Origin of the sequence: Cohaesibacter celericrescens (assembly GCF_002866925.1) — a bacterium.
GTDB classification, from domain to species: Bacteria; Pseudomonadota; Alphaproteobacteria; order Rhizobiales; family Cohaesibacteraceae; genus Cohaesibacter; species Cohaesibacter celericrescens.
The window spans coordinates 145,514-167,310 of sequence record NZ_PKUQ01000031.1 but is presented as its reverse complement, the minus strand read 5'-3'; the positions used below and the strand labels follow the sequence as shown (position 1 = coordinate 167,310).

18 protein-coding genes are annotated in these 21,797 nt (G+C 51.1%); 13 read left to right on the top strand and 5 right to left on the bottom strand.

Translation table 11 applies throughout. The features are described from left to right. Positions 1 to 41 precede the first annotated feature (41 nt). Complete coding sequence (gene dnaK, locus C0081_RS15045) at positions 42 to 1,961, bottom strand: molecular chaperone DnaK (protein ID WP_101534655.1); 1,920 nt, start codon at positions 1,959 to 1,961, stop codon at positions 42 to 44. Between the two features lie 386 nt (positions 1,962 to 2,347). On the opposite strand from dnaK, the gene C0081_RS15040 reads away from it, so the two are divergent. The 5 genes from C0081_RS15040 to C0081_RS15020 all read left to right on the top strand — a co-directional run bounded on the left by C0081_RS15040 (position 2,348) and on the right by C0081_RS15020 (position 6,563). Further along, positions 2,348 to 2,782 carry a hypothetical protein gene (locus tag C0081_RS15040; protein ID WP_101534654.1) on the top strand — a complete coding sequence of 145 codons (435 nt, stop codon included), beginning with the start codon at positions 2,348 to 2,350 and terminating at the stop codon, positions 2,780 to 2,782. Between the two features lie 16 nt (positions 2,783 to 2,798). Beyond that, positions 2,799 to 3,389: an alpha-ketoglutarate-dependent dioxygenase AlkB gene (locus tag C0081_RS15035; protein ID WP_101534653.1), complete on the top strand. Its 591-nt coding sequence runs from the start codon at positions 2,799 to 2,801 to the stop codon at positions 3,387 to 3,389. A 48-nt stretch (positions 3,390 to 3,437) separates the two neighbouring features. Next, positions 3,438 to 4,355, top strand: a complete 918-nt coding sequence (locus C0081_RS15030) for a diacylglycerol/lipid kinase family protein (protein ID WP_180966914.1) — start codon at positions 3,438 to 3,440, stop codon at positions 4,353 to 4,355. Positions 4,356 to 4,491: 136 nt separating this feature from the next. Continuing rightward, the gene (locus C0081_RS15025; protein WP_101534651.1) at positions 4,492 to 5,334 is read left to right on the top strand and encodes an HAD-IIB family hydrolase; all 843 of its coding nucleotides are present in this window, start codon (positions 4,492 to 4,494) and stop codon (positions 5,332 to 5,334) included. Between the two features lie 2 nt (positions 5,335 to 5,336). Continuing rightward, a complete protein-coding gene (locus C0081_RS15020) occupies positions 5,337 to 6,563 on the top strand; it encodes a glycosyltransferase family protein (RefSeq protein WP_101534650.1) in 1,227 nt (408 codons plus the stop codon). A gap of 36 nt (positions 6,564 to 6,599) precedes the next feature. On the opposite strand, the gene C0081_RS15015 is transcribed toward C0081_RS15020, so the two are convergent. After that, on the bottom strand, positions 6,600 to 7,052 hold the full coding sequence (locus C0081_RS15015) for an Lrp/AsnC family transcriptional regulator (RefSeq protein WP_101534649.1): 453 nt from the start codon (positions 7,050 to 7,052) through the stop codon (positions 6,600 to 6,602). A 240-nt stretch (positions 7,053 to 7,292) separates the two neighbouring features. Here C0081_RS15015 and putA point away from each other — a divergent pair, with 240 nt between their 5' ends. Both putA and C0081_RS15005 read left to right on the top strand, forming a co-directional pair. After that, on the top strand, positions 7,293 to 10,985 hold the full coding sequence (gene putA / locus C0081_RS15010; protein WP_101534648.1) for a bifunctional proline dehydrogenase/L-glutamate gamma-semialdehyde dehydrogenase PutA: 3,693 nt from the start codon (positions 7,293 to 7,295) through the stop codon (positions 10,983 to 10,985). Positions 10,986 to 11,284: 299 nt separating this feature from the next. After that, positions 11,285 to 12,172, top strand: coding sequence for a LysR family transcriptional regulator (locus C0081_RS15005; RefSeq protein WP_101534647.1), 888 nt, complete (start codon positions 11,285 to 11,287; stop codon positions 12,170 to 12,172). A 375-nt stretch (positions 12,173 to 12,547) separates the two neighbouring features. On the opposite strand, the gene grpE is transcribed toward C0081_RS15005, so the two are convergent. Together grpE and hrcA are read right to left on the bottom strand one after the other, a co-directional pair. After that, positions 12,548 to 13,201 carry a nucleotide exchange factor GrpE gene (gene grpE, locus C0081_RS15000; protein WP_101534646.1) on the bottom strand — a complete coding sequence of 218 codons (654 nt, stop codon included), beginning with the start codon at positions 13,199 to 13,201 and terminating at the stop codon, positions 12,548 to 12,550. Between the two features lie 181 nt (positions 13,202 to 13,382). After that, a complete protein-coding gene (gene hrcA / locus C0081_RS14995; protein ID WP_101534916.1) occupies positions 13,383 to 14,474 on the bottom strand; it encodes a heat-inducible transcriptional repressor HrcA in 1,092 nt (363 codons plus the stop codon). Positions 14,475 to 14,761: 287 nt separating this feature from the next. On the opposite strand from hrcA, the gene rph reads away from it, so the two are divergent. Genes rph through hemW form a run of 3 tightly spaced genes read left to right on the top strand, consistent with a single transcriptional unit; the run spans position 14,762 to position 17,345 of the window. After that, complete coding sequence (gene rph / locus C0081_RS14990; protein ID WP_101534645.1) at positions 14,762 to 15,484, top strand: ribonuclease PH; 723 nt, start codon at positions 14,762 to 14,764, stop codon at positions 15,482 to 15,484. Between the two features lie 15 nt (positions 15,485 to 15,499). After that, positions 15,500 to 16,141: an RdgB/HAM1 family non-canonical purine NTP pyrophosphatase gene (gene rdgB / locus C0081_RS14985; RefSeq protein ID WP_101534644.1), complete on the top strand. Its 642-nt coding sequence runs from the start codon at positions 15,500 to 15,502 to the stop codon at positions 16,139 to 16,141. A 7-nt stretch (positions 16,142 to 16,148) separates the two neighbouring features. Further along, entirely contained in the window at positions 16,149 to 17,345 is a 1,197-nt protein-coding gene (hemW, locus tag C0081_RS14980; protein WP_101534643.1) for a radical SAM family heme chaperone HemW, read from the top strand. A gap of 237 nt (positions 17,346 to 17,582) precedes the next feature. Here the strand turns inward: hemW and C0081_RS14975 are convergent, their stop codons facing one another. After that, positions 17,583 to 18,866: a penicillin-binding protein activator gene (locus C0081_RS14975; RefSeq protein ID WP_101534642.1), complete on the bottom strand. Its 1,284-nt coding sequence runs from the start codon at positions 18,864 to 18,866 to the stop codon at positions 17,583 to 17,585. Positions 18,867 to 19,216: 350 nt separating this feature from the next. On the opposite strand from C0081_RS14975, the gene rsmI reads away from it, so the two are divergent. The 3 genes from rsmI to gshB all read left to right on the top strand — a co-directional run bounded on the left by rsmI (position 19,217) and on the right by gshB (position 21,723). Continuing rightward, the gene (rsmI, locus tag C0081_RS14970; protein ID WP_101534641.1) at positions 19,217 to 20,203 is read left to right on the top strand and encodes a 16S rRNA (cytidine(1402)-2'-O)-methyltransferase; all 987 of its coding nucleotides are present in this window, start codon (positions 19,217 to 19,219) and stop codon (positions 20,201 to 20,203) included. A 5-nt stretch (positions 20,204 to 20,208) separates the two neighbouring features. Continuing rightward, positions 20,209 to 20,649 carry a YraN family protein gene (locus C0081_RS14965; protein WP_101534640.1) on the top strand — a complete coding sequence of 147 codons (441 nt, stop codon included), beginning with the start codon at positions 20,209 to 20,211 and terminating at the stop codon, positions 20,647 to 20,649. Between the two features lie 117 nt (positions 20,650 to 20,766). Further along, on the top strand, positions 20,767 to 21,723 hold the full coding sequence (gshB, locus tag C0081_RS14960; protein ID WP_101534639.1) for a glutathione synthase: 957 nt from the start codon (positions 20,767 to 20,769) through the stop codon (positions 21,721 to 21,723). Positions 21,724 to 21,797: the final 74 nt, after the last annotated feature.

Sequence of the window (21,797 nt, the reverse complement as noted above, 5' to 3'; positions counted from 1 at the left end):
GCGCCGGCTCTTAAGTGATCTACATCGACACCGAAGTGTGCTTAGGACTTTTTGTCGTCATCTTCGCGTACTTCTTCGAAGTCCGCATCGACAATGTCCTCGCCTTGTGCCGCATCCGCGGCGGCATCGGCAGCGGCCCGAGCTTCTTCGTCTGACTGCTGCGCTGCATACATGGCTTCACCCAGTTTCATGGATGCGGTACCCAGTGCTTCAGATTTGGCACTGATTGCTTCGAGATCTTCACCTTCCAGAGCCGTTTTCAAAGCGGCAATGGCTGATTCAATCGCAGATTTATCCGCTTCCGAAACCTTGTCACCGAAGTCAACCAGTGACTTCTCGGCAGAGTGTACCAGAGCTTCGCCATGGTTTTTGGCTTCGACCAGCTCTTTCCGCTTTTTATCGGATTCAGCGTTGGTCTCCGCATCCTTGACCATCTGCTCGATGTCTGCATCAGAAAGGCCGCCAGAAGCACGGATCGAGATCTTCTGCTCCTTGCCGGTGCCTTTGTCGAGAGCTGACACATTCACGATACCGTTGGCGTCGATATCGAATGTCACTTCAATCTGCGGTACACCGCGCGGTGCAGGCGGAATACCAACCAGATCGAACTGACCAAGAGCCTTGTTGTCGGCCGCCATTTCACGCTCGCCCTGGAAGACCCGGATCGTCACTGCATTCTGATTGTCATCAGCAGTAGAGAAGACCTGGCTTTTCTTGGTCGGGATCGTGGTATTGCGGTCGATCAGACGAGTGAAGACACCGCCAAGGGTTTCGATACCCAATGACAATGGTGTCACGTCGAGCAGCAAAACGTCTTTCACGTCGCCTTGCAGAACGCCAGCCTGAATGGCAGCACCCATGGCAACCACTTCATCGGGGTTCACACCCTTATGAGGTTCTTTGCCGAAGAACTGCTTCACTGAAGCTTGAACTTTAGGCATACGGGTCATGCCACCAACCAGAACCACTTCATCGATATCAGAAGCAGTGAGGCCAGCGTCTTTCAAAGCTGCTTCACAAGGTTTGATCGTACGTTTGATCAGACCGTCAACCAAGGCTTCGAATTTGGCACGAGTCAATTTCAAGGTCAGATGTTTTGGACCAGACGCATCGGCCGTGATGTATGGCAGGTTGATTTCGGTCTGAGTGGCAGAAGACAGCTCGATTTTGGCTTTTTCTGACGCTTCTTTCAGACGCTGCAGCGCCAGTTTGTCCCCTTTAAGGTCCATACCGCTCTGTTTTTTGAACTCGCCCACCAGATAGTCGACCAGATGCATGTCAAAGTCTTCACCGCCAAGGAATGTATCACCGTTGGTGGATTTCACTTCAAACACGCCGTCGCCGATTTCCAGAATGGACACATCGAACGTACCACCACCAAGGTCATAAACCGCGATGGTTTTGCCGTCATTTTTGTCAAGGCCATAGGCCAAGGCTGCTGCGGTTGGCTCGTTGATGATGCGTTTCACATCCAAACCAGCGATCTTGCCGGCGTCTTTTGTTGCCTGTCGCTGTGCATCGTTGAAGTAAGCCGGAACGGTCACAACCGCTTCTGTGACTTTCTCACCGAGGTAGTCTTCTGCGGTTTCCTTCATTTTCTGAAGGATCATCGCGGAAACCTGCGAGGGAGAATAGGTCTCACCGTTTACTTTAACCCATGCATCGCCATTGTCGCCTTTGACGATTTCATATGGCACCAGCTCTTTGTCTTTTGCCACAGCAGGATCATCATAGCGACGACCGATCAGGCGTTTGACAGCAAACAGGGTATTCGTTGGGTTGGTCACAGCCTGACGTTTTGCAGGCTGTCCAGCTAGGCGTTCGCCATCGTCCGTGAAAGCGATCATGGAAGGGGTTGTACGTGCACCTTCCGCATTTTCGATAACTTTGGGTTCTTTGCCATCCATGATGGATACACAAGAGTTGGTGGTACCCAAATCAATACCAATGATTTTACTCATCTTCTCTTCTCCTTATCGGCAGGCCGGTCAAACCCTTCAAAAGCGGTTTTGCATCACCGAATATCGGTCCGGCCCCCATGAAGATGCGTCTAGGACGCGGGTTTCATACTCATTCAGGGGACATATAAGGCTCAGTCTTGCTTCCTGCAAGGCGAAAACCCTATCACTTTGAGTGCTTTTGCCACAAAATTTTAAAATTAGGCACCCCTCATATAAGAGTGCAGAGGCAAAATAAAGAGGGAGAATTGCATTAATATCTGGTTAATGATGCTATAGCTGAAAAACAAGATGGGATTTTTGATGTGAATTTCCCGTCACATTGTACCGATATATTGACCAACCATATCAACGAAGGGCCAACAAAAAGCCGGAAAAGGAACCCCTTAATGCGTTTTATTGTGCCCATTTTGTCGTCTATATTTCTTTGCTTCACCGTTGTGAACAGCGCTTTGGCTGCAGGTGATTCTTATACGCCCCAACGTGGTTCAGCCGAACGCAAAGCGATTCTCGATGCCGTTCGCCCCAGTGTTGAAGCAGATTTGCTCAAACCGATAGAATTTGTCGTCACCTCCATGAAGGTAGCGAACAATTGGGCTTTTGTCGTTGTCGAACCGCAGAGACCTGGTGGTCGCCCTATTGACATACGCAAAACACCCGTAGCAGCGGATGCTGATTTTTTTGACGGTTTCACGACATATGCGTTGGTGAATTATAATGGCAGTCGCTGGATATCCAAGGCTGTCGTTATCGGTCCCACAGACGTTGCATGGGAACCGTGGGCCGAACAATTCGGCGCTCCAAGTCATTTGATGTTCCAGTAGGGTGGGTGCGTAAGATATGCAGCTGCTTTCCGGTTACCTAAACCATCCACAACAAACTGCCCTGCTTGAAGAAATCAGGGCCATAGTGGCAAAAGCTCCGCTGTTTACACCGACCATGCCACGTTGGGGAAAGCCATTTTCGGTTCGCATGTCCAATTGCGGGCCGCTTGGCTGGGTGTCGGATAAATCTGGCTATCGTTATGAGGAAACACACCCTGTAACGGGAGAGCCTTGGCCAGCCATTCCAGATAGTCTCATGGTGCTGTGGGATGAAGTGACGGGCTATTCCCATTCTCCCCAAGCTTGCCTCATCAACTATTACAGCGCGGATGCCAAAATGGGATTGCATGTGGACAGTGATGAAAAGGACATGAAAGCGCCAATCTTGTCGATATCGTTGGGGGACGATGCGCGCTTTCGTCTGGGTGGTACAGAACGCTCCGCTGCGACCAAAAGCTTTTTGCTCAGATCTGGCGATATCTTGATTTTGGATGGGGCCGATCGTATGGCCTATCATGGGGTGGATCGCATAGATGCGGGCACATCGGCATTGCTCAGGGAGCCGGGTCGGATAAACTTGACGATACGACGGGTAACTCTGCCTTAAAGAACGCAAAAACAACAATGCAATTTAATGATAAAGGCCTATTCCTCGATGCCACAATCCGCCAAAAAACTTGTCGCATTTCTCAATACAGATAGTGGGACCTTACGGTCGCTTGACATTCAAATGGTCGAGGAAAAGCTGGAAAGCTGTTTTGTGTCGCAAGGCTATCAGGTTGAAATTCATAGAAATGGTGGCAAACAACTGATTGAGCTTATGACCAAAAAAGCGGGCGATCCTGAGCTGGACATATTGCTGGCCGCTGGCGGGGATGGCACAATTTCAGCCGCGGCTTCTTTGGCGTGGCGCCATGGCAAAACCCTCGCTGTCGTACCTGCAGGGACTATGAATCTTTATGCACGGTCTTTGGATCTGCCACTAGACGTGGAAGGTGCCATTGAAGCGCTTGCCAAAGGGCAGGAACGCAAGGTCGATATCGCAACAGCCAACGATCACGCCTTTGTGCATCAATTGTCCATCGGCCTGCATCCAACAACGGTCATTAAAAGAAAGAATTATTCCTATCAATCCAGATTTGGAAAAATGCTAGCGGGTATTCGCGCCTATCTCGACACGATCAGACATATGCCATGTCATGCGCTGGAAATGACAATAGATGGTGTGGCCAAATCAGTTCGATTGAGCAGCCTGTCGGTCTCAAACAATCTGTTTGAGCAAACTGCACCGCCAAGGGCAGAAAAACCCGATGGTGGCGTTCTGGGCGTATATATGGCCGGAAATTTGAGCCGCAAGGATGCACTAGCCCTTGCTGCCGATACATTGATTGGCAAAATGCAGGACAATTCCAATATGCTGGTCAGCTCAGGCAGCTCTGTGCAAATCAAGCGGCTGCATAAGGGAAAACCTGCCAAGAGTGTTCTGGATGGCGAATTATGGCCCGTTCCTGATGTCATCGATATCAAAATTCACCCCAAAGCACTTTCGGTTTTGGCAGTGCCCGCGCAATAATATGACCATGCGGCAACGGGTCAATTTTGGCGCTCGTTCTGGTTCTCTCTGCAAATTAATGCTACCCATTTGATATCGATTCGGGCATCACTTAAGCGATGAGGCTAATAGGTTGGGCCAACTGGTCAGTAACGAAATGAGATTGATCGTCTTTACCGATCTTGATGGATCATTGCTGGATCATAACAGCTACAGCTACGACGCAGCCAAGCCAGCGCTTGATCTTTTGCGCAATCGCGATGTCCCTCTCATTTTGGCCAGCAGCAAGACTGCAGCAGAAATTGCGCCTCTTCGCGCGGAGCTTGGTTTTGTGCATTGTCCAGCCATCGTTGAAAATGGGGCCGGCCTTCTTCCTGCTCATATGAGCCTGAATGCGTCCAGTGGCGAGGTGAGTGAGTATCAGCGCATTCGTGCGGCTTTGAAGCAATTACCGTCGGGTTTGCAAGGGCTGTTTGTCGGATTTGGTGATTGGAGCGATCGTGAGATCGCAACTCAAACTGGACTAGATCTGAAAAAGGTCATTTTGGCATCGAAACGATTTTACTCAGAGCCAGGGCTCTGGCGTGGGGATGATGGCCAAAGGCAAGAGTTTGAGACATGGCTTGAGAAAAAGGGCATCAAGGCTCGACAGGGTGGACGGTATTACACCCTGTCTTTTGGCGCCACAAAAGCGGATCAAATGCGTAACATTATCGATGATCTAGGATGGCGGGATCGTCCAGTTTTAACCATTGCGCTCGGGGACGCACCCAATGACATTGAAATGCTGGAGGCAGCTGATAGAGCGGTTATTATAAAAAATCCCCACGGCCCAACGCTTCCAGCCTTGTCTGGCGAGGAAGCATATCCAGATCATATTATCCGTACACAAAAATCAGGGCCGCAAGGCTGGAACGAAGCGATCCAGAAACTTTTTGGTCAAATCTATAGCAATGATGCACATAGACAGACCCAAAACCCAAAAAGTCAGGGAGATTAGCAATGGGTGATTTTCATCAAAATGGCAAAGTAGCAAACCTGCATCATTTCTCTACAGGATCCTCTGAACAGCTTGAACGCCAGCTGGTTGAATTTTCTCAAACCCGGAAGATTTCTCTCATTCTGCCCTCTCTGTTTTCAGAACTGGAAGGGCCAGCGCTGGCAAATATTCTCGACGAATTGAGCCAAGCAAAATTTATCAATCAGGTCATCATTGGCCTTGATCGCGCCGACGAAGAACAATATCGCTATGCCAAGCGTTATTTTTCGCGTCTTCCGCAAGAACACAGCGTTCTGTGGAATGATGGCCCTCGGCTCATGGCAATCGACGCCCGCCTTAAAGAGCTGGGCATCGCTCCAAACGAGCCGGGTAAGGGCCGCAATGTCTGGTATTGCATGGGGTTTGCTCTTGCTGACCAAAGCAGTGATGTTGTTGCTTTGCATGATTGCGATATCTTGACCTATAAAAAGGACATGCTGGCGCGTCTGGTATATCCCGTCGCCAATCCCGATTTCTCCTATCAATTCTGTAAGGGATATTATCCACGCATTGCCGATGGCAAACTCAATGGCCGGGTGACACGCCTATTGGTTTCTCCGTTGTTGATCGCCTTGCGCAAATTGATTGGTGACAATCAATATTTGGAATATCTGCAAGCGTTCCGATATCCTTTGGCCGGTGAATTTGCCATGCGGACCTATATGTTGCCCGATATCCGGATACCGTCTGATTGGGGTTTGGAAATCGGTGTTTTGTCGGAAGTGCACCGCAATTTGTCGCCCAAAGCTGTCTGCCAAACAGAAATCGCAGATATCTACGATCACAAACACCAGCCGCTGTCGGAGGAAGACGCCACGCAAGGTCTATCGCGCATGTCCACAGACATTGCCAAAGCGCTCTACCGGAAACTGGCGATTGATGGTGTTATCTTCTCGGGTGAATTTTTCCGCACTCTGAAGGCGACTTACTTGCGCGTTTCCCTCGATATGGTGGAAACCTATTACAATGATGCCATTATGAACGGCTTGCATACCGATCGCCATGAAGAAGAGCGTGCTTGTGAGCTGTTTGCGGCCAATATCGTTGAAGCTGGGGCAGCTTATTTGGATAATCCAATGGAGACGCCGTTCATTCCCAACTGGAGCCGCGTCAGCGCTGCAGATCGTGATCTGCTGCGTCATTTCCATGAAGCGGTTACGTTGGACAACGCGGACTATGCGCCGAAGTAACAGGGATGGATCAGGCCTTTTGATTTGTCTTTGCAATCATTGAGCCCGATCTTTCACATTTTCCATCACCACGAAGGTTGATGTCTGCGCCACATGAGGCAGGGCCGAAATTTTTTCGCCCAACACTTTGCGATAATTGGCCATGTCACGGGTGCGGATTTTAAGCAGATAGTCAAAATGACTGGCGATCATGTGGCACTGTTCTACTTCGCGGATGTGACGCACGGCTTCGTTGAAGGCATTGAGCGCCTCAGACCGTGTATCACTCAATGTCACCTGTACAAAGGCGATATGTCCTTCGCCCAAGCGTTCCGGGTCGAGTATCGCACCATAGCCCAGAATATAGCCGTTTTCTTCCAGTTTGCGCATGCGGATCTGGCAGGGTGTCTTGGACAACCCCACGCGCTGGGCAAGCTCGGTGACGGTTATGCGCCCATTGTTTGCAAGCACAGCCACTATTTTGCGATCAAAACTATCCAAATCGTCCATGAATCACCTGTTTTATAAATAATAAGTGCAAATTACGCCCGAAAATACAAACGATTTGACTGATTTTGCGTGAATTTTAGGCGCTCAGCCTAGATGTTTTTGTCTAAGCTGGAAGCAATAAAATAATTGCAATCTAATTTCCTCAACATCCGGGCTTCTGTCGCACATATTTCTATGCGGGTCGCACCACTATAAAAAATCGAAAAGATTGTTGAGGCAAACCCTTCCTGGAGCGCCACAATGCTTGATTCTGATACGCTTGATCTTGATACCCGTTTGACTGATTTGCGCCATATCATTCGCGACCATTATTTGGCTGATGAAGCCACTAATGTGCGACGCTTGATGGAAGATGCCCATATGGATGAAAGTCTGGGCAAAAGCGCCAGCCAACGCGCGGCCGATCTCATTCGGGCAATTCGGTCCTCAACCACCCCAACCATGATGGAGAATTTTCTCGCACAATATGGTTTGTCGACCCGTGAAGGTGTTGCTCTTATGTGTTTGGCTGAAGCTTTGCTGCGGGTGCCAGACGACGAAACCATTGATGCGCTGATTTCCGATAAAATCGCGCCAAGTGAATGGGGCGTGCATCTGGGGCAATCTTCATCCCCTATGATCAACGCATCCACTTGGGCGCTGATGCTTACGGGAAAAATATTGAAAGATCAGGAACAACAAGGTCTCGTCTCTACCCTGCATTCTATGGTCAAGCGCATGGGCGAACCGGTGGTGCGTACCGCAGTGGCGCAGGCAATGAAAGAGCTGGGGCGACAGTTTGTTCTTGGCACCACAATTGAAAAAGCGACCAATCGCGCAAAGGGGATGCAGGACAAGGGGTATACCTACTCTTACGACATGCTTGGCGAATCGGCCCGCACCGAGGATGATGCCAAAAAATATCACCTGTCTTATTCTGATGCGATCACCGAACTTGCACCTCATTGCAAATCCAAATCAATCCATAAAAACCCAGGTATTTCGGTCAAGCTCTCTGCGCTGCATCCGCGCTATGAAATAGCCAAGAAAGAGCGCGTTCTGACTGAATTGACGTCACGCACCTTTGCGCTCGCATTGCTGGCCAAATCAGCCAACATGGGTTTCAATATAGATGCCGAAGAAATGGATCGGCTCGATATTTCCCTCGATGTGATCGAACAAGTGCTGTCCAATCCTGCCCTCGCTGGGTGGGACGGGTTCGGTGTCGTAGTGCAGACGTTTGGGCATCGCGCCTCCTTTGTTATTGATTGGCTCTATATGCTGGCCCAAAAGCTCGATCGCAAAATTACTGTGCGCTTGGTCAAAGGGGCTTATTGGGACACAGAAATCAAACGCGCTCAGGTGATGGGTCTTTCCGGTTTCCCCGTTTTTACGCGCAAGGTGAACAGCGACGTATCCTATCTCAGCAATGCCCGCCGCTTGCTTGACATGACCGACCGCATTTACCCGCAATTTGCTTCACACAATGCCCATTCGGTGGCCGCTATCTTGGAAATTGCCCAGATGATGGGTGTTGATAAGGATCGCTTCGAATTTCAACGTCTGCACGGCATGGGAGAAAGCCTTTTTGAAACGGTCATGAAAGGAGAAAAGATCAACTGTCGTATCTACGCCCCGGTTGGGGCTCATTCGGATCTGTTGGCTTATCTGGTGCGCCGTTTGCTAGAAAATGGTGCCAACTCATCTTTTGTCAATCAGATTGTTGATGAGACAATTGCCCCGGAAGAAATTGCCAAAGATCCGTTTGCTCAGGTGAGGGCATTGGGGGAGGCCATAGCCAACCCATATTTGACCAAACCAGCAGATATTTTCGGCAAAGGGCGCGTCAATGCCAAAGGCTGGGATCACACAGATCCCGTCGTGATCGAGGCATTGGATGCTGCGCGAGGGCGGTTTAAATCCCATGTATGGTCGGCTCATCCTTTGATTTCTGGACATCAATCCGCATCAGAAACAAAATCGATGTTCAATTCAGCTGACTCCTCCGATCATATTGGCAATGTGGTAGAAGCCAATGCTGAGGATGTGGAGGCGGCGCTTGCAAACAGCAAGGCGGGAGTTGAACAATGGTCCCAGATCGCCGTGTCCGAGCGCGCACGCGTACTGCGCAAGGTTGCGGATCTTTATGAAGCCAACGCCGAAGAATTCTTCGCTCTTGCGACCCGTGAGGCGGGAAAAATTATGCTGGATGGTATCGGCGAGGTCCGCGAAGCGGTCGACTTCGCACGTTTTTATGCCAATGAGGCAGAGCGTTTGGCCGGAGAGGCCGAGAAAAATCCACGCGGAACGATCACATGCATATCGCCTTGGAACTTCCCGCTTGCTATTTTCACAGGCCAAATCCTTGCTGCGCTCGCAGCAGGTAACGCCGTAATCGCCAAACCGGCAGGACAGACCCCGTTGATTGCCTTCCGTGCAGTTGAGATGATGCATCAGGCTGGAGTGCCTATCGCGGCGTTGCAGTTGTTGCCCGGCGATGGGCCTACGGTCGGCGCGCCGCTCACCAGCGATCCGCGCATTGCTGGTGTCTGTTTCACCGGTTCTACACCCACGGCTCAATTGATCAACAAGGCCATGGCGGCCAATTTGGCACCCGACGCGCCACTGATCGCCGAAACCGGTGGCCTGAATGCGATGGTCGTGGACTCGACCGCCTTGCCGGAACAAGCGGTGAGAGACATCGTTGCCTCCAGCTTTCAGTCAGCAGGGCAGCGCTGTTCCGCCCTTCGTATGCTCTATGTGCAAGAGGATATTTACGACAAAGTGATCGAAATGCTGTGTGGCGCGATGGATGAATTGGCGCTTGGTGATCCTTGGAAATGGAGCACTGACATTGGTCCGGTTATTGATCAACTGGCCAAGACTAAAATTGATGGCCATTGTGAGAAAATGAAGGCGAGGGGCAAGCTGCTCAAGCAAATGCCTGTGCCTCAAAAGGGGTTGTTTTGCGCTCCGTCTATTGTTGAGCTTTCTGGGATTGAAGAGCTGGAAGAAGAGATCTTTGGCCCTGTTCTGCATGTCGCCTCATTCTCAGCAAGCAAAATCAATGATGTGATCAAGTCAATAAACGATAAAGGCTTCGGTCTTACCTTTGGCCTGCACACGCGCATGGACAATAGAGTACAAGAGATTGTTGATCAGATTGAAGTTGGCAATACCTATGTTAACCGAAACCAGATTGGCGCGATCGTCGGGTCCCAACCCTTCGGTGGTGAAGGGCTGTCTGGAACCGGTCCAAAGGCAGGCGGTCCACATTATGTAGAGCGCTTCTACCAAGCACCTCGATATGAAAGCCAAGTCGCACCTGCTGGAGTCGCCTCCGCTGACGTGTTGCAAAGGGCAATACACACAGTGATTGCCGATAAAAATACCCATGCCGCTTGGCAGGCAAATCAGGACCGTTTCGAGGCCCTTAAAAATTGCACTGATATGCCGAGTGATTTTATGGCTTACATGCAGTGTGATCTGGCACCGCAAGATCTGCCTGGTCCAACAGGGGAATCCAATCGCCTCACATTTGTGCCGCGTGGTATTGTACTCGTGACAGGACCGGATGTGCATGCTCTATTCATGCAATCCGTCGCGGCTCTGGTGGCCGGCAACGCTGTTGTCATGGTCGGAGAGAAGGCCGAAGCCTTTGCAGCGACGCTGACTGCGGCTGGTGCTCCAGTTGTTGGCGTTGATGGTCATATCGAACTCGAAATGATCGCAAGCCTTGAGGGAATTGATGCGATTGCAAGCAATGCTGGTCTCGATGAATTGATTGCCATAAGAACAGCTTTAGCCAAGCGCGATGGTCCTCTTGTGCCATTGATCGTTGAGGCCGATCCATGTCGCTATATTCTCGAACGTCATCTTTGCATTGATACCACGGCTGCTGGCGGCAACGCGTCTTTGTTGTCCGCTGCAGAAGGAATAAAATCGGTCGCGTAAGAACCTTTAAGTCCCCTAAACCTACCCTCGTCGGCGCTTGGCTGGCGAGGGCTTTTTTATGAAATAAGCCAGGAGAATGAGATCAACCCTGACATCTGAACGAAAAAACATGAATTTCGAATTGGTTATGAAGCTGCAATTCAAATGTTGCTGGTCATGATGCTAAGCATAAGTTAGAATAGGGGTAGTAAAACTTTACATAGCTTGTTCTTTTGAGAGCTATATGATCCAGAAAAAGAAAGCGAATTGTCAATTCTTCGCGAATGAATTGATAAGTCGAGTGTTGAGCTGAGAATGGTGTGGTAAGAAAACTACCGCCTTTCAGTGCGGTTAAGGCGTTTGAAGCCGCGGCGCGGTATGGGTCATTTTCGCGTGCCGCACACGAGTTGGATGTGACGCCAACAGCCGTGAGCCAACACGTAAAAGGCTTGGAGCATTGGCTTGGCGAGTCACTTTTTTTGCGTCGTGCTAACGGGGTGAAGCTGACGGAAAAAGGGGCCGATCTGTTGGGCCGCCTCAGTCGTATTCTCGATGACATGGCAATATTGTTACCGCCGGAAAGAACACAAAGCGACGCTATCAGCCTTACTATTGCAATGGCACCCGCTCTGGCGGACGGATGGTTGTTGCTGCGCCTGTCTGACTTTTATGCCAAAAATCCCGGTATTGTGATCGATGTCAAAACTGCGGAGAAATCGATCCCGTTATCCAAAAATGGAGATGTAGATTTTGTAATCGGCACCAAAGAAGCAATGGCACGTGACGTGTTGTCAGACTTTTTATTCGAAGACACACTACAGCCCGTGTGCACCTTGCAATATCGGGATCTGTTGGGCCTTCAGGATCCCCACAATTGGAAATCGGTTACATTGTTGCATGATGCGCTTTGTGAAGGAGATTGGTCGAACTGGGCCGCGCAAAATGCATCACCCGAGCGTGATTGGACGTCCGGTCTGCGCTATCCCAATCAATGGTTGGCAGTTGAAGCGGCAAAGCAGGCGCGGGGCCTATTGATTGCCCGGTCTCTGTCCATTGCACAAGCGTTGCAGGAAGGGTTTCTCGTATCTTTGACAAAGACACCCATGCCAACAGGCCGAAGCTATTATTTGATGCGCCGCCGAGGTCATGCCAATCCTGCCGCGGTGCAGTTCCGCGCGTGGCTGCTTACCAACATGCGGATCGCGTAGGCACACAATCATCGCCAATAGTATTTTGAAAAAGAAAAGGAGACTCACTTGGGAGTCTCCTTGAAGGTGTGATCCATGGGCATAAGCGCCAGCAGAGGAACGTCGAGGGGAGGAGAGAGACGCACTGGCTAACCCGAACCACAAGGTTAAATTCAATTTAGCCAATGAGATTTTGTTCAACTTTGATCGAAGTCATACAGCGTCACCAACTTGCGCCTATTTACTGCGACGAAACAGCGCACATGAAGAGTTTTCAGTCTTTTTTTGAGGCGCGGGGCGCGCATCCAATGCCTTAAAATAACGAGGCCCCTTTCGTCTCAAAACGAAAGGGGCCTGTGAACCGCCCTAATTGAAAATATCATTGAGAGAAATGGTTTAAACTGTTTTATCAAAACCACCAGAAGCAGCTTCTTCACCGTTAATATCAACGACTTTTGGCGAGGCTTTCGGGCCGCCTTTTGAAACGCCGACCATAGCCGGGCGCAACATACGTGTTCCGATAACATAGCCTGCCTGAATCACCTGTACGACAGTGTTATTGGGAACATCAGGATTTGGCACTTCAAACATGGCTTGATGATAATTTGGATCAAACTTTTCGCCCTCGGGATTAAGCTTTTTGACGCCATGCTTTTCAAGGGTTTTGAGCATCTCGCGCTCGGTCAAGTCGGTGCCTTCCAGCAATGCCTTCAGTGCACCGTCAGCCTGAGCCCGCTGCTCATCGGTAATCACTTCAAGGCCGCGCCGCAGATTGTCGGCAACGCCCAGCATGTCACGGGCAAAGCTGGCGACAGAAAATTGCTTGGCGTCCTGTACTTCTTTTTGTGTCCGGCGTCTTAGATTCTCCATCTCGGCGATGGTACGCAGCAACTGATCTTTCATATCAGATGCTTCTTTTTCCAATTCAGCGATGCGAAGCTCGGCGGCTTCCAACGGATTGAGATAGGTTTCACCCTGAGTGGATTCGTCCGCCTGGGCCTCAGCGTTTGCACCCTCTACAGCGTCGGCGTTTTGCAATTCGTCAGACATATGTTGGCCTCTAATTTGGATTATGCACCTTGCAAGCGGTTTTACTGCCTATCAAGCAGGTGCTCATTTGCACCGGATATCAGGCTTTCTGAGCAAAAAATCAAGTGCTGCATCGATAACAGGTGAATATCTCGGAGCGAAAAAAGTTTATATCCCTCGCTTCTGCTGCATAATATTGTAATCAGTTCGGGTCGGATAGCATGCTGCTCAAGACACGTGCTGTGTAATCAACCATCGGTACAATCCGCGCATAATTGAGTCGAGTGGGCCCGATAATCCCCAATATTCCCACAATTTTTTGTTCGCTGTCTCGATAAGGCGATACAATGACCGATGAGCCGGAAAGCGAAAAGAGTTGATTTTCAGAACCGATATAAATCCGGACGCCATCGCCTTTCTCGGCCAGTTCAAGCAGTTGAATGAGATCGCGCTTTGATTCAAGATCATCAAACAAATGACGAATTCGGTCCAGATCTTCCAATGCTGTGACATTTTCCAGCAAATTCGACCGACCCCGAACAATGAGGCTTTGAGGGCGATCGGTGCTTGCTCCTGCCCACGTTGCCAGACCGGCTTCTACCAGCTTCGCTGTCAGACCGTCTAGTTCTGCCTGCAATTCATGGCGATGGGCCTCAATCTCCATTTGAGCGTCTGCTAGGGTTTTGCCCCGAATATGCGCATTGAGAAAATTGCTGGCTTCGGTCATTGCCGAGGCGGGCAAGCCGGACGGCAAATCAATCAAACGGTTTTCAACCCTGTCTTCTTCATCGACCAACACGACCAACGCCTTGGTGGCTTCAAGGCGGACAAACTCAACATGTTTGAGACGCTTGTCTTGTTTTGTGGTCAATACCAACCCTGCGCCGGAGGACAGACCGGATAACATTTGGCTGGCCTTGGTCAACAAGTGTTCCACCCCCGCCTCGGGTTGATGTGTGGAAACCATTTGGCGTTCGATTTTATGTCGCTCATCGTTGGATAGGTCACCAAACTCCATCATCGCATCGACAAAGAAGCGCAGCCCGATTTCTGTTGGCAGGCGCCCGGCGCTGGTGTGTGGCGCATAAATCAGGCCCAATTGCTCCAGATCGGACATCGCATTGCGCACAGAAGCGGGAGATAGGGAAATGGGTAGGGCTTTGGAAATATTGCGCGACCCCACAGGATCGCCCGTATTGAGGTATGATTCCACAATGGTGCGGAAAATATCCTTCGATCGGTCATCCAGCCCTGTAAGCTGAGGAAAGGGATTAAAGTGGTCACGATCAATCATGTCGCTACTTTCAGTGTTCTGCTCCGTTTGCCAATCATACATCGGCACCAAAGGTGCGAAGCCAGAACCATTGTTATGCCCCAAAAACACGAAAAGCTGCAAGCGGCCCTTGTCTATCAAGGCCAGCACTTCTAAGAAGTCCCAAGCAATGCCTCATGTATCGAAATACGTGTTGCACAAAATTTCATATAGACACTGTATGCGAATTGACAAGCGATGGGGTGATTCGCCCCGAAATGCTTGATATCCAATTAGCATCTAAAACAACGGCAAGGCAGGAGATTTTTATGCGCCCTTCCAAACGAACGCCCGACCAGAAACGTGAAGTGAGCATCACGCGCAATGTCTCCAAACATGCGGAAGGCTCCTGCTTGATCAAAAGCGGTGACACCCATGTTCTTTGCACTGCAAGCCTTGAAGAGCGAATCCCGCCTTGGTTGCGCGGTCAGAATCGTGGTTGGGTCACGGCCGAATATGGCATGTTGCCCCGCGCCACTGGTGACCGTATGCGCCGCGAATCCCAAGCAGGCAAGCAGTCGGGCCGTACTCAGGAAATCCAGCGTCTAATTGGCCGCTCATTGCGCGCCATCGTGGATCTCGGTGCTCTCGGCGAGCGGCAAATCACTGTTGACTGCGACGTCATTCAGGCCGATGGCGGCACCCGCACCGCGTCCATCACTGGTGCTTGGATCGCGCTCAATGACTGCATCGAATGGATGCGCACCCGTGGCATGATCGCTGCCGATGCTGTAATTCTGAAAGATCAGGTCGCGGCCATTTCTTGCGGCATTTATGCTGGCACGCCGGTTCTTGATCTTGATTATCTGGAAGATTCGGATGCCGAAACAGACGCCAACTTTGTTATGACCGGTAAGGGTGGCATTGTCGAAATTCAGGGCACAGCTGAAGGCGAGCCTTTCTCGGAAGAAGAATTGATGGCACTGCTGGCATTGGCCAAAAAGGGCATCAGCGAATTGCTGGTCCTACAAACGGCTGATGCAGCTGAATAAACCGAGGGGCGCAGGATGACAAACAAGCTTACCGCACAAACACCGCTTGTCGTTGCCAGCCATAATCAGGGCAAAATTCGTGAAATTCGCGAATTGCTTGCCCATTATGGTCTGACCGTAAAAACCGCAACCGAGTTGGACTTGGAAGAGCCAGAAGAAACGGGCACGACCTTTGAAGCCAATGCGGAATTGAAAGCGGTGGCCGCCGCCAATGCGACCGGTCTGCCTGCTCTGGCCGACGATTCCGGCTTTGCTGTCGATGGATTGAATGGCGACCCGGGCATCTATTCGGCTCGATGGGCGGGTCCGGATAAGGATTTTGCTCAAGCCATGCGCAATGTTGAAGAAAAGCTGCAGGTCAAAGGGGCGACACAAGCCAATCAGCGCACATGCCGCTTTATTGCGGTTCTGTGCCTTGCGTGGCCGGATGGCGAAACCCGGTTTTTCCGTGGTGAAGTCGAGGGTCTAGCTGTCTGGCCACCGCGTGGTGATAAGGGCTTTGGATATGATCCGATGTTCCAGCCAGAGGGCCATAGCATCACCTTTGGTGAAATGGACTCTCAACAAAAACACGGCTGGAAGCCTGGCGGAGACAAGGGTCTGTCTCACCGCTCGCGGGCGTTTAAGCTCTTCGCTGATGCTTGTCTGGAAGGATAAGGGCTGAATGACCGAGCAACGGGCACAAAGTGAAACCATGCCAGGGCCGGATAATCCCGGCTTTGGTCTCTATCTGCACTGGCCTTTCTGCATGGCCAAATGCCCTTATTGCGACTTCAACAGCCACGTTCGCCACAAACCTGTGGATCAAAAACGCTTCGCTCGCGCCATGATTGCCGAGCTAAGCCAGTATGCCGAAAGACAAAGAGCTGCCGGCCTGAACAAAACGGTCACGTCAGTTTTCTTTGGGGGTGGCACGCCGTCCCTGATGCAGCCTGCCATCGTGGCGGATCTGCTGGATGCAATCGCAAAGCTGTGGCCTGTCGATGCGGATGCGGAAATCACACTAGAGGCCAACCCTACCTCGGTGGAAGCGGATCATTTCAAAGGCTATGCGGCCGCTGGGGTGAATCGTGTGTCTTTGGGGGTCCAGTCGTTGCATGACGAGCAATTGCGCTTCTTGGGACGTTTGCACAGCGCCGATGAAGCCCGCGCTGCCATTGCATTGGCGCAAACCCATTTCCCTCGTATGTCCTTTGATCTTATCTATGCGCGGCCCAAACAAACGCCCGACGATTGGGCAAAGGAACTGGAAGAAGCTGTTTCGCTCGCCGCTGATCACTTGTCTCTTTATCAACTGACCATTGAGCAAGATACGCCGTTTTTTGCTCTCTATCGCAATGGTAAATTTGATTTGCCCGATGAAGACACCTCTGTGGCGCTGTATCAAATGACTCATGATGTGTTGGAAGCCAACGGCATGCCTGCTTATGAAATCTCCAACCATGCCAAACCGGGCTTTGAATCTCGGCACAATCTGACCTATTGGCGCTATGGTGATTATGTCGGTGTGGGTGCAGGCGCCCACGGTCGTTTGACCTTCCCAACAGGCCGCATCGCCACGGCCAACGAGCGCCACCCCGAAAGCTGGCTCAAGCGGGTCGAAGAGCAAGGCACCGGAGCAATAACAGAGGATGGCTTGAGTCCGGAAGAGCAAGGCGATGAATTTCTCATCATGGGCTTGCGCGTCAAGGAAGGCATCAATCTGGATCGATATGCTCTACTGGCGGGCCGCTCGATGGATTGGGACAAAGTGGATGACCTTATTGGCCTTGGCCTAATCGAGCGGCAAGGCAACAATCGGATTCGCGCCACTCGTGCCGGTTTTTTGGTGCTCAATTCACTGGTCGCCGCTCTGGCCTAATCGCGCAAGAGGGCTTATTTGCGTGGCGATTTAGGAGGACATCAGTGCGCCGTCGTGGGAGACACAACGACCGCCATTATTCTTAGGTTGGTGTAGGCAAAAAGTCTCTGCAATGAATGCTGTTTATCCATTATATACCGGCCACAAACGGCCAAGCGGGCCTTTTGAGATAAAATGGCCATGCGCTCAATAAAAAAGGAGCCAATGGCTCCCTTTTTCTTTTACATAAGATACCAATTACTTTGGTAGGCCGCTTGCGGACATCGGGGCATCTTGGATGATGCGGGACGATCCGCTAGCAATCTCCATAATCGCCAAACTGCGCTGGGATGTTCCATCGCCGCGGAAGCGGAAAAAACCATCACCAAAGCCAATGAAGCCTTGCGGGCCGGTAAGTGTCTCGTGTGCAAACCGGCGCTCGCCAGCCAATGCGACCAATGTGGCGGTGAGAACGATACTATCATATGCCAACGCAGCAACGCGCGGTGGCTGCTGCCCATATTTGGAAGCATAGCGATTCGCAAAGGCTTCAAAGCCTATGATTTGGCCTTTGTCATTCCGAAGGGATGTTGGGGAAGCCGGAAACCAAGCGCCCTTGAGCATTGGCTCTCGCAAAATCTCGGGTTTGTCCCATTGGCTTGATCCAAGGTAGGTAACAGAATTGGCACGCACGCCCTGTCCAGCCAAGAGCTGTGCTGCGGATATTGCAGCTGACGCCTCCGGTATGAATAGGGTGTCCACCTGGCCTTTGATCTGGGCGATTTGTTCCGCGGCCTTTTGCAAATCAAACGGATCTGGTTGTGAGCCGGCTTTGTATTTCTCGATGGTCACGACCCGAATGCCAAAACGAGCAGCATATTGCCTGAGGGCAGCCTCCACCACCGAACCGTAAGGTGTGCTGGGGAGCATCGCAGCGAGGCTGCGTTTGCCTTTGGACGCTGCATAGGACAGGATGCTCTCTACGTCATTTTCCGGAGAGAAATTGATAAGATAAACACCGCGCGCAGCAGCGCCAGTGTCAGTGGTGAAGGCAATCATCGGCACGCCCGCTGGTTTTAACACCAGTCCAGCTTGCTTGACTGATGAGGAACGCAGTGGCCCGATGACCAATTGAGCGCCTTCCGCCAGCGCACGCCCTGCCTGATCGGTGGCTGCTGTGGCTCCCGTGCCGACATCCTTCACGATAACTTGCAAATCAGCCGAGCTGTAATCTTCCAGTGCCATGGCGGTGGCGTTGCGAATGGCAACGCCGGTTTGCCCAAAGAACCCTTGCGCTGATGAAGGTGTTAGTAAGGCCACGCGTACAGAACCAGACCCAAGCACTTCGCCGGTTGGCTGTGCCAGGACTGCTGGTTGGCCAAGCGTGTTGTTCGAAGTACCAAACCCGGGTCCGGACATGCTGACTGGCTGACAAGCTGCGAGCAACGCAACGGCACCAAGCATCGCACCTGCTAGGCTGTGTCTCATCAGACCTTTGAGTAGGGCGGTCTTTGGCTTGGGTGACTGTCGAAAAATACGCATCTATACGGGCCTCCAGGATCAGACCGTTCGCCTGAAATTCAGGCGCGTCGTTTCAGAATGTTGTGATGTTTCACCGACGCATCCGAGGCAACGTAGATAGCTACAGTGCCTCCGGACCAGTCGATGTAGCATTAAACACGACGCGCATCTGTTCGTTTGATTTGTCAGAAATAACCTGTCAAAACAAGCTGGTTGGATTTTGAACGCAGCATTGGCTAAAGTTTCGGCAGAACTGTGGCCAAATTGTCGCTAATTCCCATGCAAATTCACATGGGCTGACAAAATTCAAGGATTCTCATTCAATTGATAGAATCACCAATGATAGAATCAACGATAGCAGGCCGAACACCATGACCACCACACAAGATGAAGAATACCAAGAGATGCATGATGATAAAATGCAATCTTATGAAAATGAGGTGGTTGAAGGTGATGCCAGTTCAAATTTTATCCTCTTTGGTAACAAGGTGCGGGCACAAAAACTGCCTGCAGCTCTGTATATTGTTGCAACTCCAATTGGCCATCTCAAGGATATGACAATCCGCGCGCTTGAAGTGTTAGCCGCCGCCGATCTGATTGCTTGCGAAGATACGCGGGTGTCTCGCAAGTTGCTAACCCATTATGGTATCCGAACCCGATTGATCACCTATCACGAGCATAATGCCGACAAACAAAGACCATATTTGTTGCAAGCGCTGAAAGACGGAAAAGCTGTGGCGTTGATATCTGACGCCGGTACGCCGCTGTTGTCCGATCCCGGATACAAGCTCGTCGCCGATATGATAGCATCTGACTATGATGTGGTCCCTATTCCTGGTGCGTCGGCCATGTTGTCGGCGCTGGTGGCCGCAGGGCTGCCGACTGACCAGATTCACTTTGCAGGATTTTTACCACAAAAAGCGGGTGCCCGTGACCGGAAGCTGGCCGATTTGTCAGCTGTGCCCGGTACACTGGTGTTTTATGAAAGCCCTCGTCGGCTAGGCCCTGTTCTGACGGCGATGGCCAACATGCTCGGTGGCGAACGGTCTGCGGTCATTGGGCGAGAGTTGACCAAGAAATTTGAAAATTTCCATCGTGGCCCGCTGCATAAGCTCGCCGAGCATTATGCCACCGCAGAAGCGCCCAAAGGGGAGGCTGTCATTCTGTTAGGGCCGGGGGACGTTCAAGTCACCAGCGAGCAGGATATTGAAACAATGATTCTGGAAGGGCTGCAGGCAGGTTTGCATGTTAAACAATTGTCGGCTGACATCGCCACCAAAGTCGGTGCCAAGAAAAATGACATCTACAAATTGGCTCAAAGCCTGAAAGACCGCACCACCACTCCCGATGAAAGCTAACCGGTATGATTGGTGAACCAGCATCCACTAAAAACCGCCCAAATGCCAAAGCCAGTGCAATGGCGGTTGCCAAAGAAAAGCAGCGCAAACGTAGTTATGATCGCGGCATACGGGCGGAGCGGTGGGCTGGTTGGTTGATGCGCGCCAAAGGGTTTCAAATTATGAAATGCCGCTACAAGGCGCAAGGGGGGGAAATCGATCTGATCTGTCGCAAGGGCGATCTGTTGGTCTTTGTGGAAGTCAAATATCGCGCATCAATTGATGACGCGCTCTATTCGATCACGCCCCGCAATCAGGCCCGCATTGTCACTGCCGCTTCGCACTATCTGGCCGCTTACCCTGATGAAACAATCAACACTTACCGCTTCGATGTGATGGCCTTTGCCAAGGGGGCACGATTTGTGCCTCTCTGGCAGCATATTGAAGCTGCTTTTGACGCATTTTGACAGTTGTGGCTTTGACCGCCTTGAAATTGATAGACAAAGCGGACATATAGAAAGTCGCGCCCGAATGCTTCATTCGGGCATTCCCAAATTTTAGCCACCGTGCACCGGAGCCCCGTTATGGTCCAAGCCCGCCCCCTTAAAGTCGCGATCCAGATGGATCATATCGAAGGCATTAACATCGCGGGGGATTCCAGTTTTGCCCTGATGCTAGAGGCGCAAAGTCGCGGTCATGAGCTTTTCCACTACACCGTTGACACCATGGCAATGGAAGACGGCGAAGTCTTTGCGCAGGTTGAAACGGTGGAGGTACGTGACGAGCCAGGTAATCACTATACGCTTGGGGAACAGGTTCGCACCAATCTTGCTACCTTTGACGTGATCCATATGCGTCAAGATCCGCCATTTGATATGGCCTATATTTCCGCCACGCATTTGCTCGAGCGTCTGCACCCTAAGACTTTGGTGGTCAATGATCCAGCCCAGGTGCGTAACGCGCCGGAAAAGATTTTCGTCACCGAGTTTCCCGACTTGATGCCGCCAACCTTGATTACCCGTTCTGAGAAAGAATTGCGGATCTTTAAGGAAAAATACGGTGATATCGTTATGAAGCCACTGTATGGCAATGGCGGGGCAGCAGTATTTCGGCTGCGAAAGGATGACCAGAATTTCGGCTCTTTAATGGGTTTGTTTGGTGAGATTTTCGTTGAGCCATGGGTTGCCCAAAAATTCCTGCCCGACGTTAAAAATGGCGATAAGCGCATCATTTTGGTTGATGGAGAACCTGTCGGCGCGATCAATCGTATCCCTGCTGCTGATGATCTGCGCTCGAACATGGTGGTCGGTGGCCAAGCACAACAAACCGTGCTGACCGAGCGGGAGAAAGAAATTTGCGCCCGCATCGGGCCATCCCTAAAAGAGCGTGGCTTTATCTTTGTTGGCATCGATGTGATCGGTGATTATCTCACCGAAATCAATGTTACATCCCCAACCGGTATCCGCGTGATCAAACGTCTGGATGGTATCGATATCGCTGCCATGATCTGGGATAACATTGAAGCCAAGCGCGCTAAATAACCATATGTGATTGACCCTCCGCCAAGTCTGGGCCAAAAAGATCGCACGAATTAAATTCTCAAGGACCAACCCTT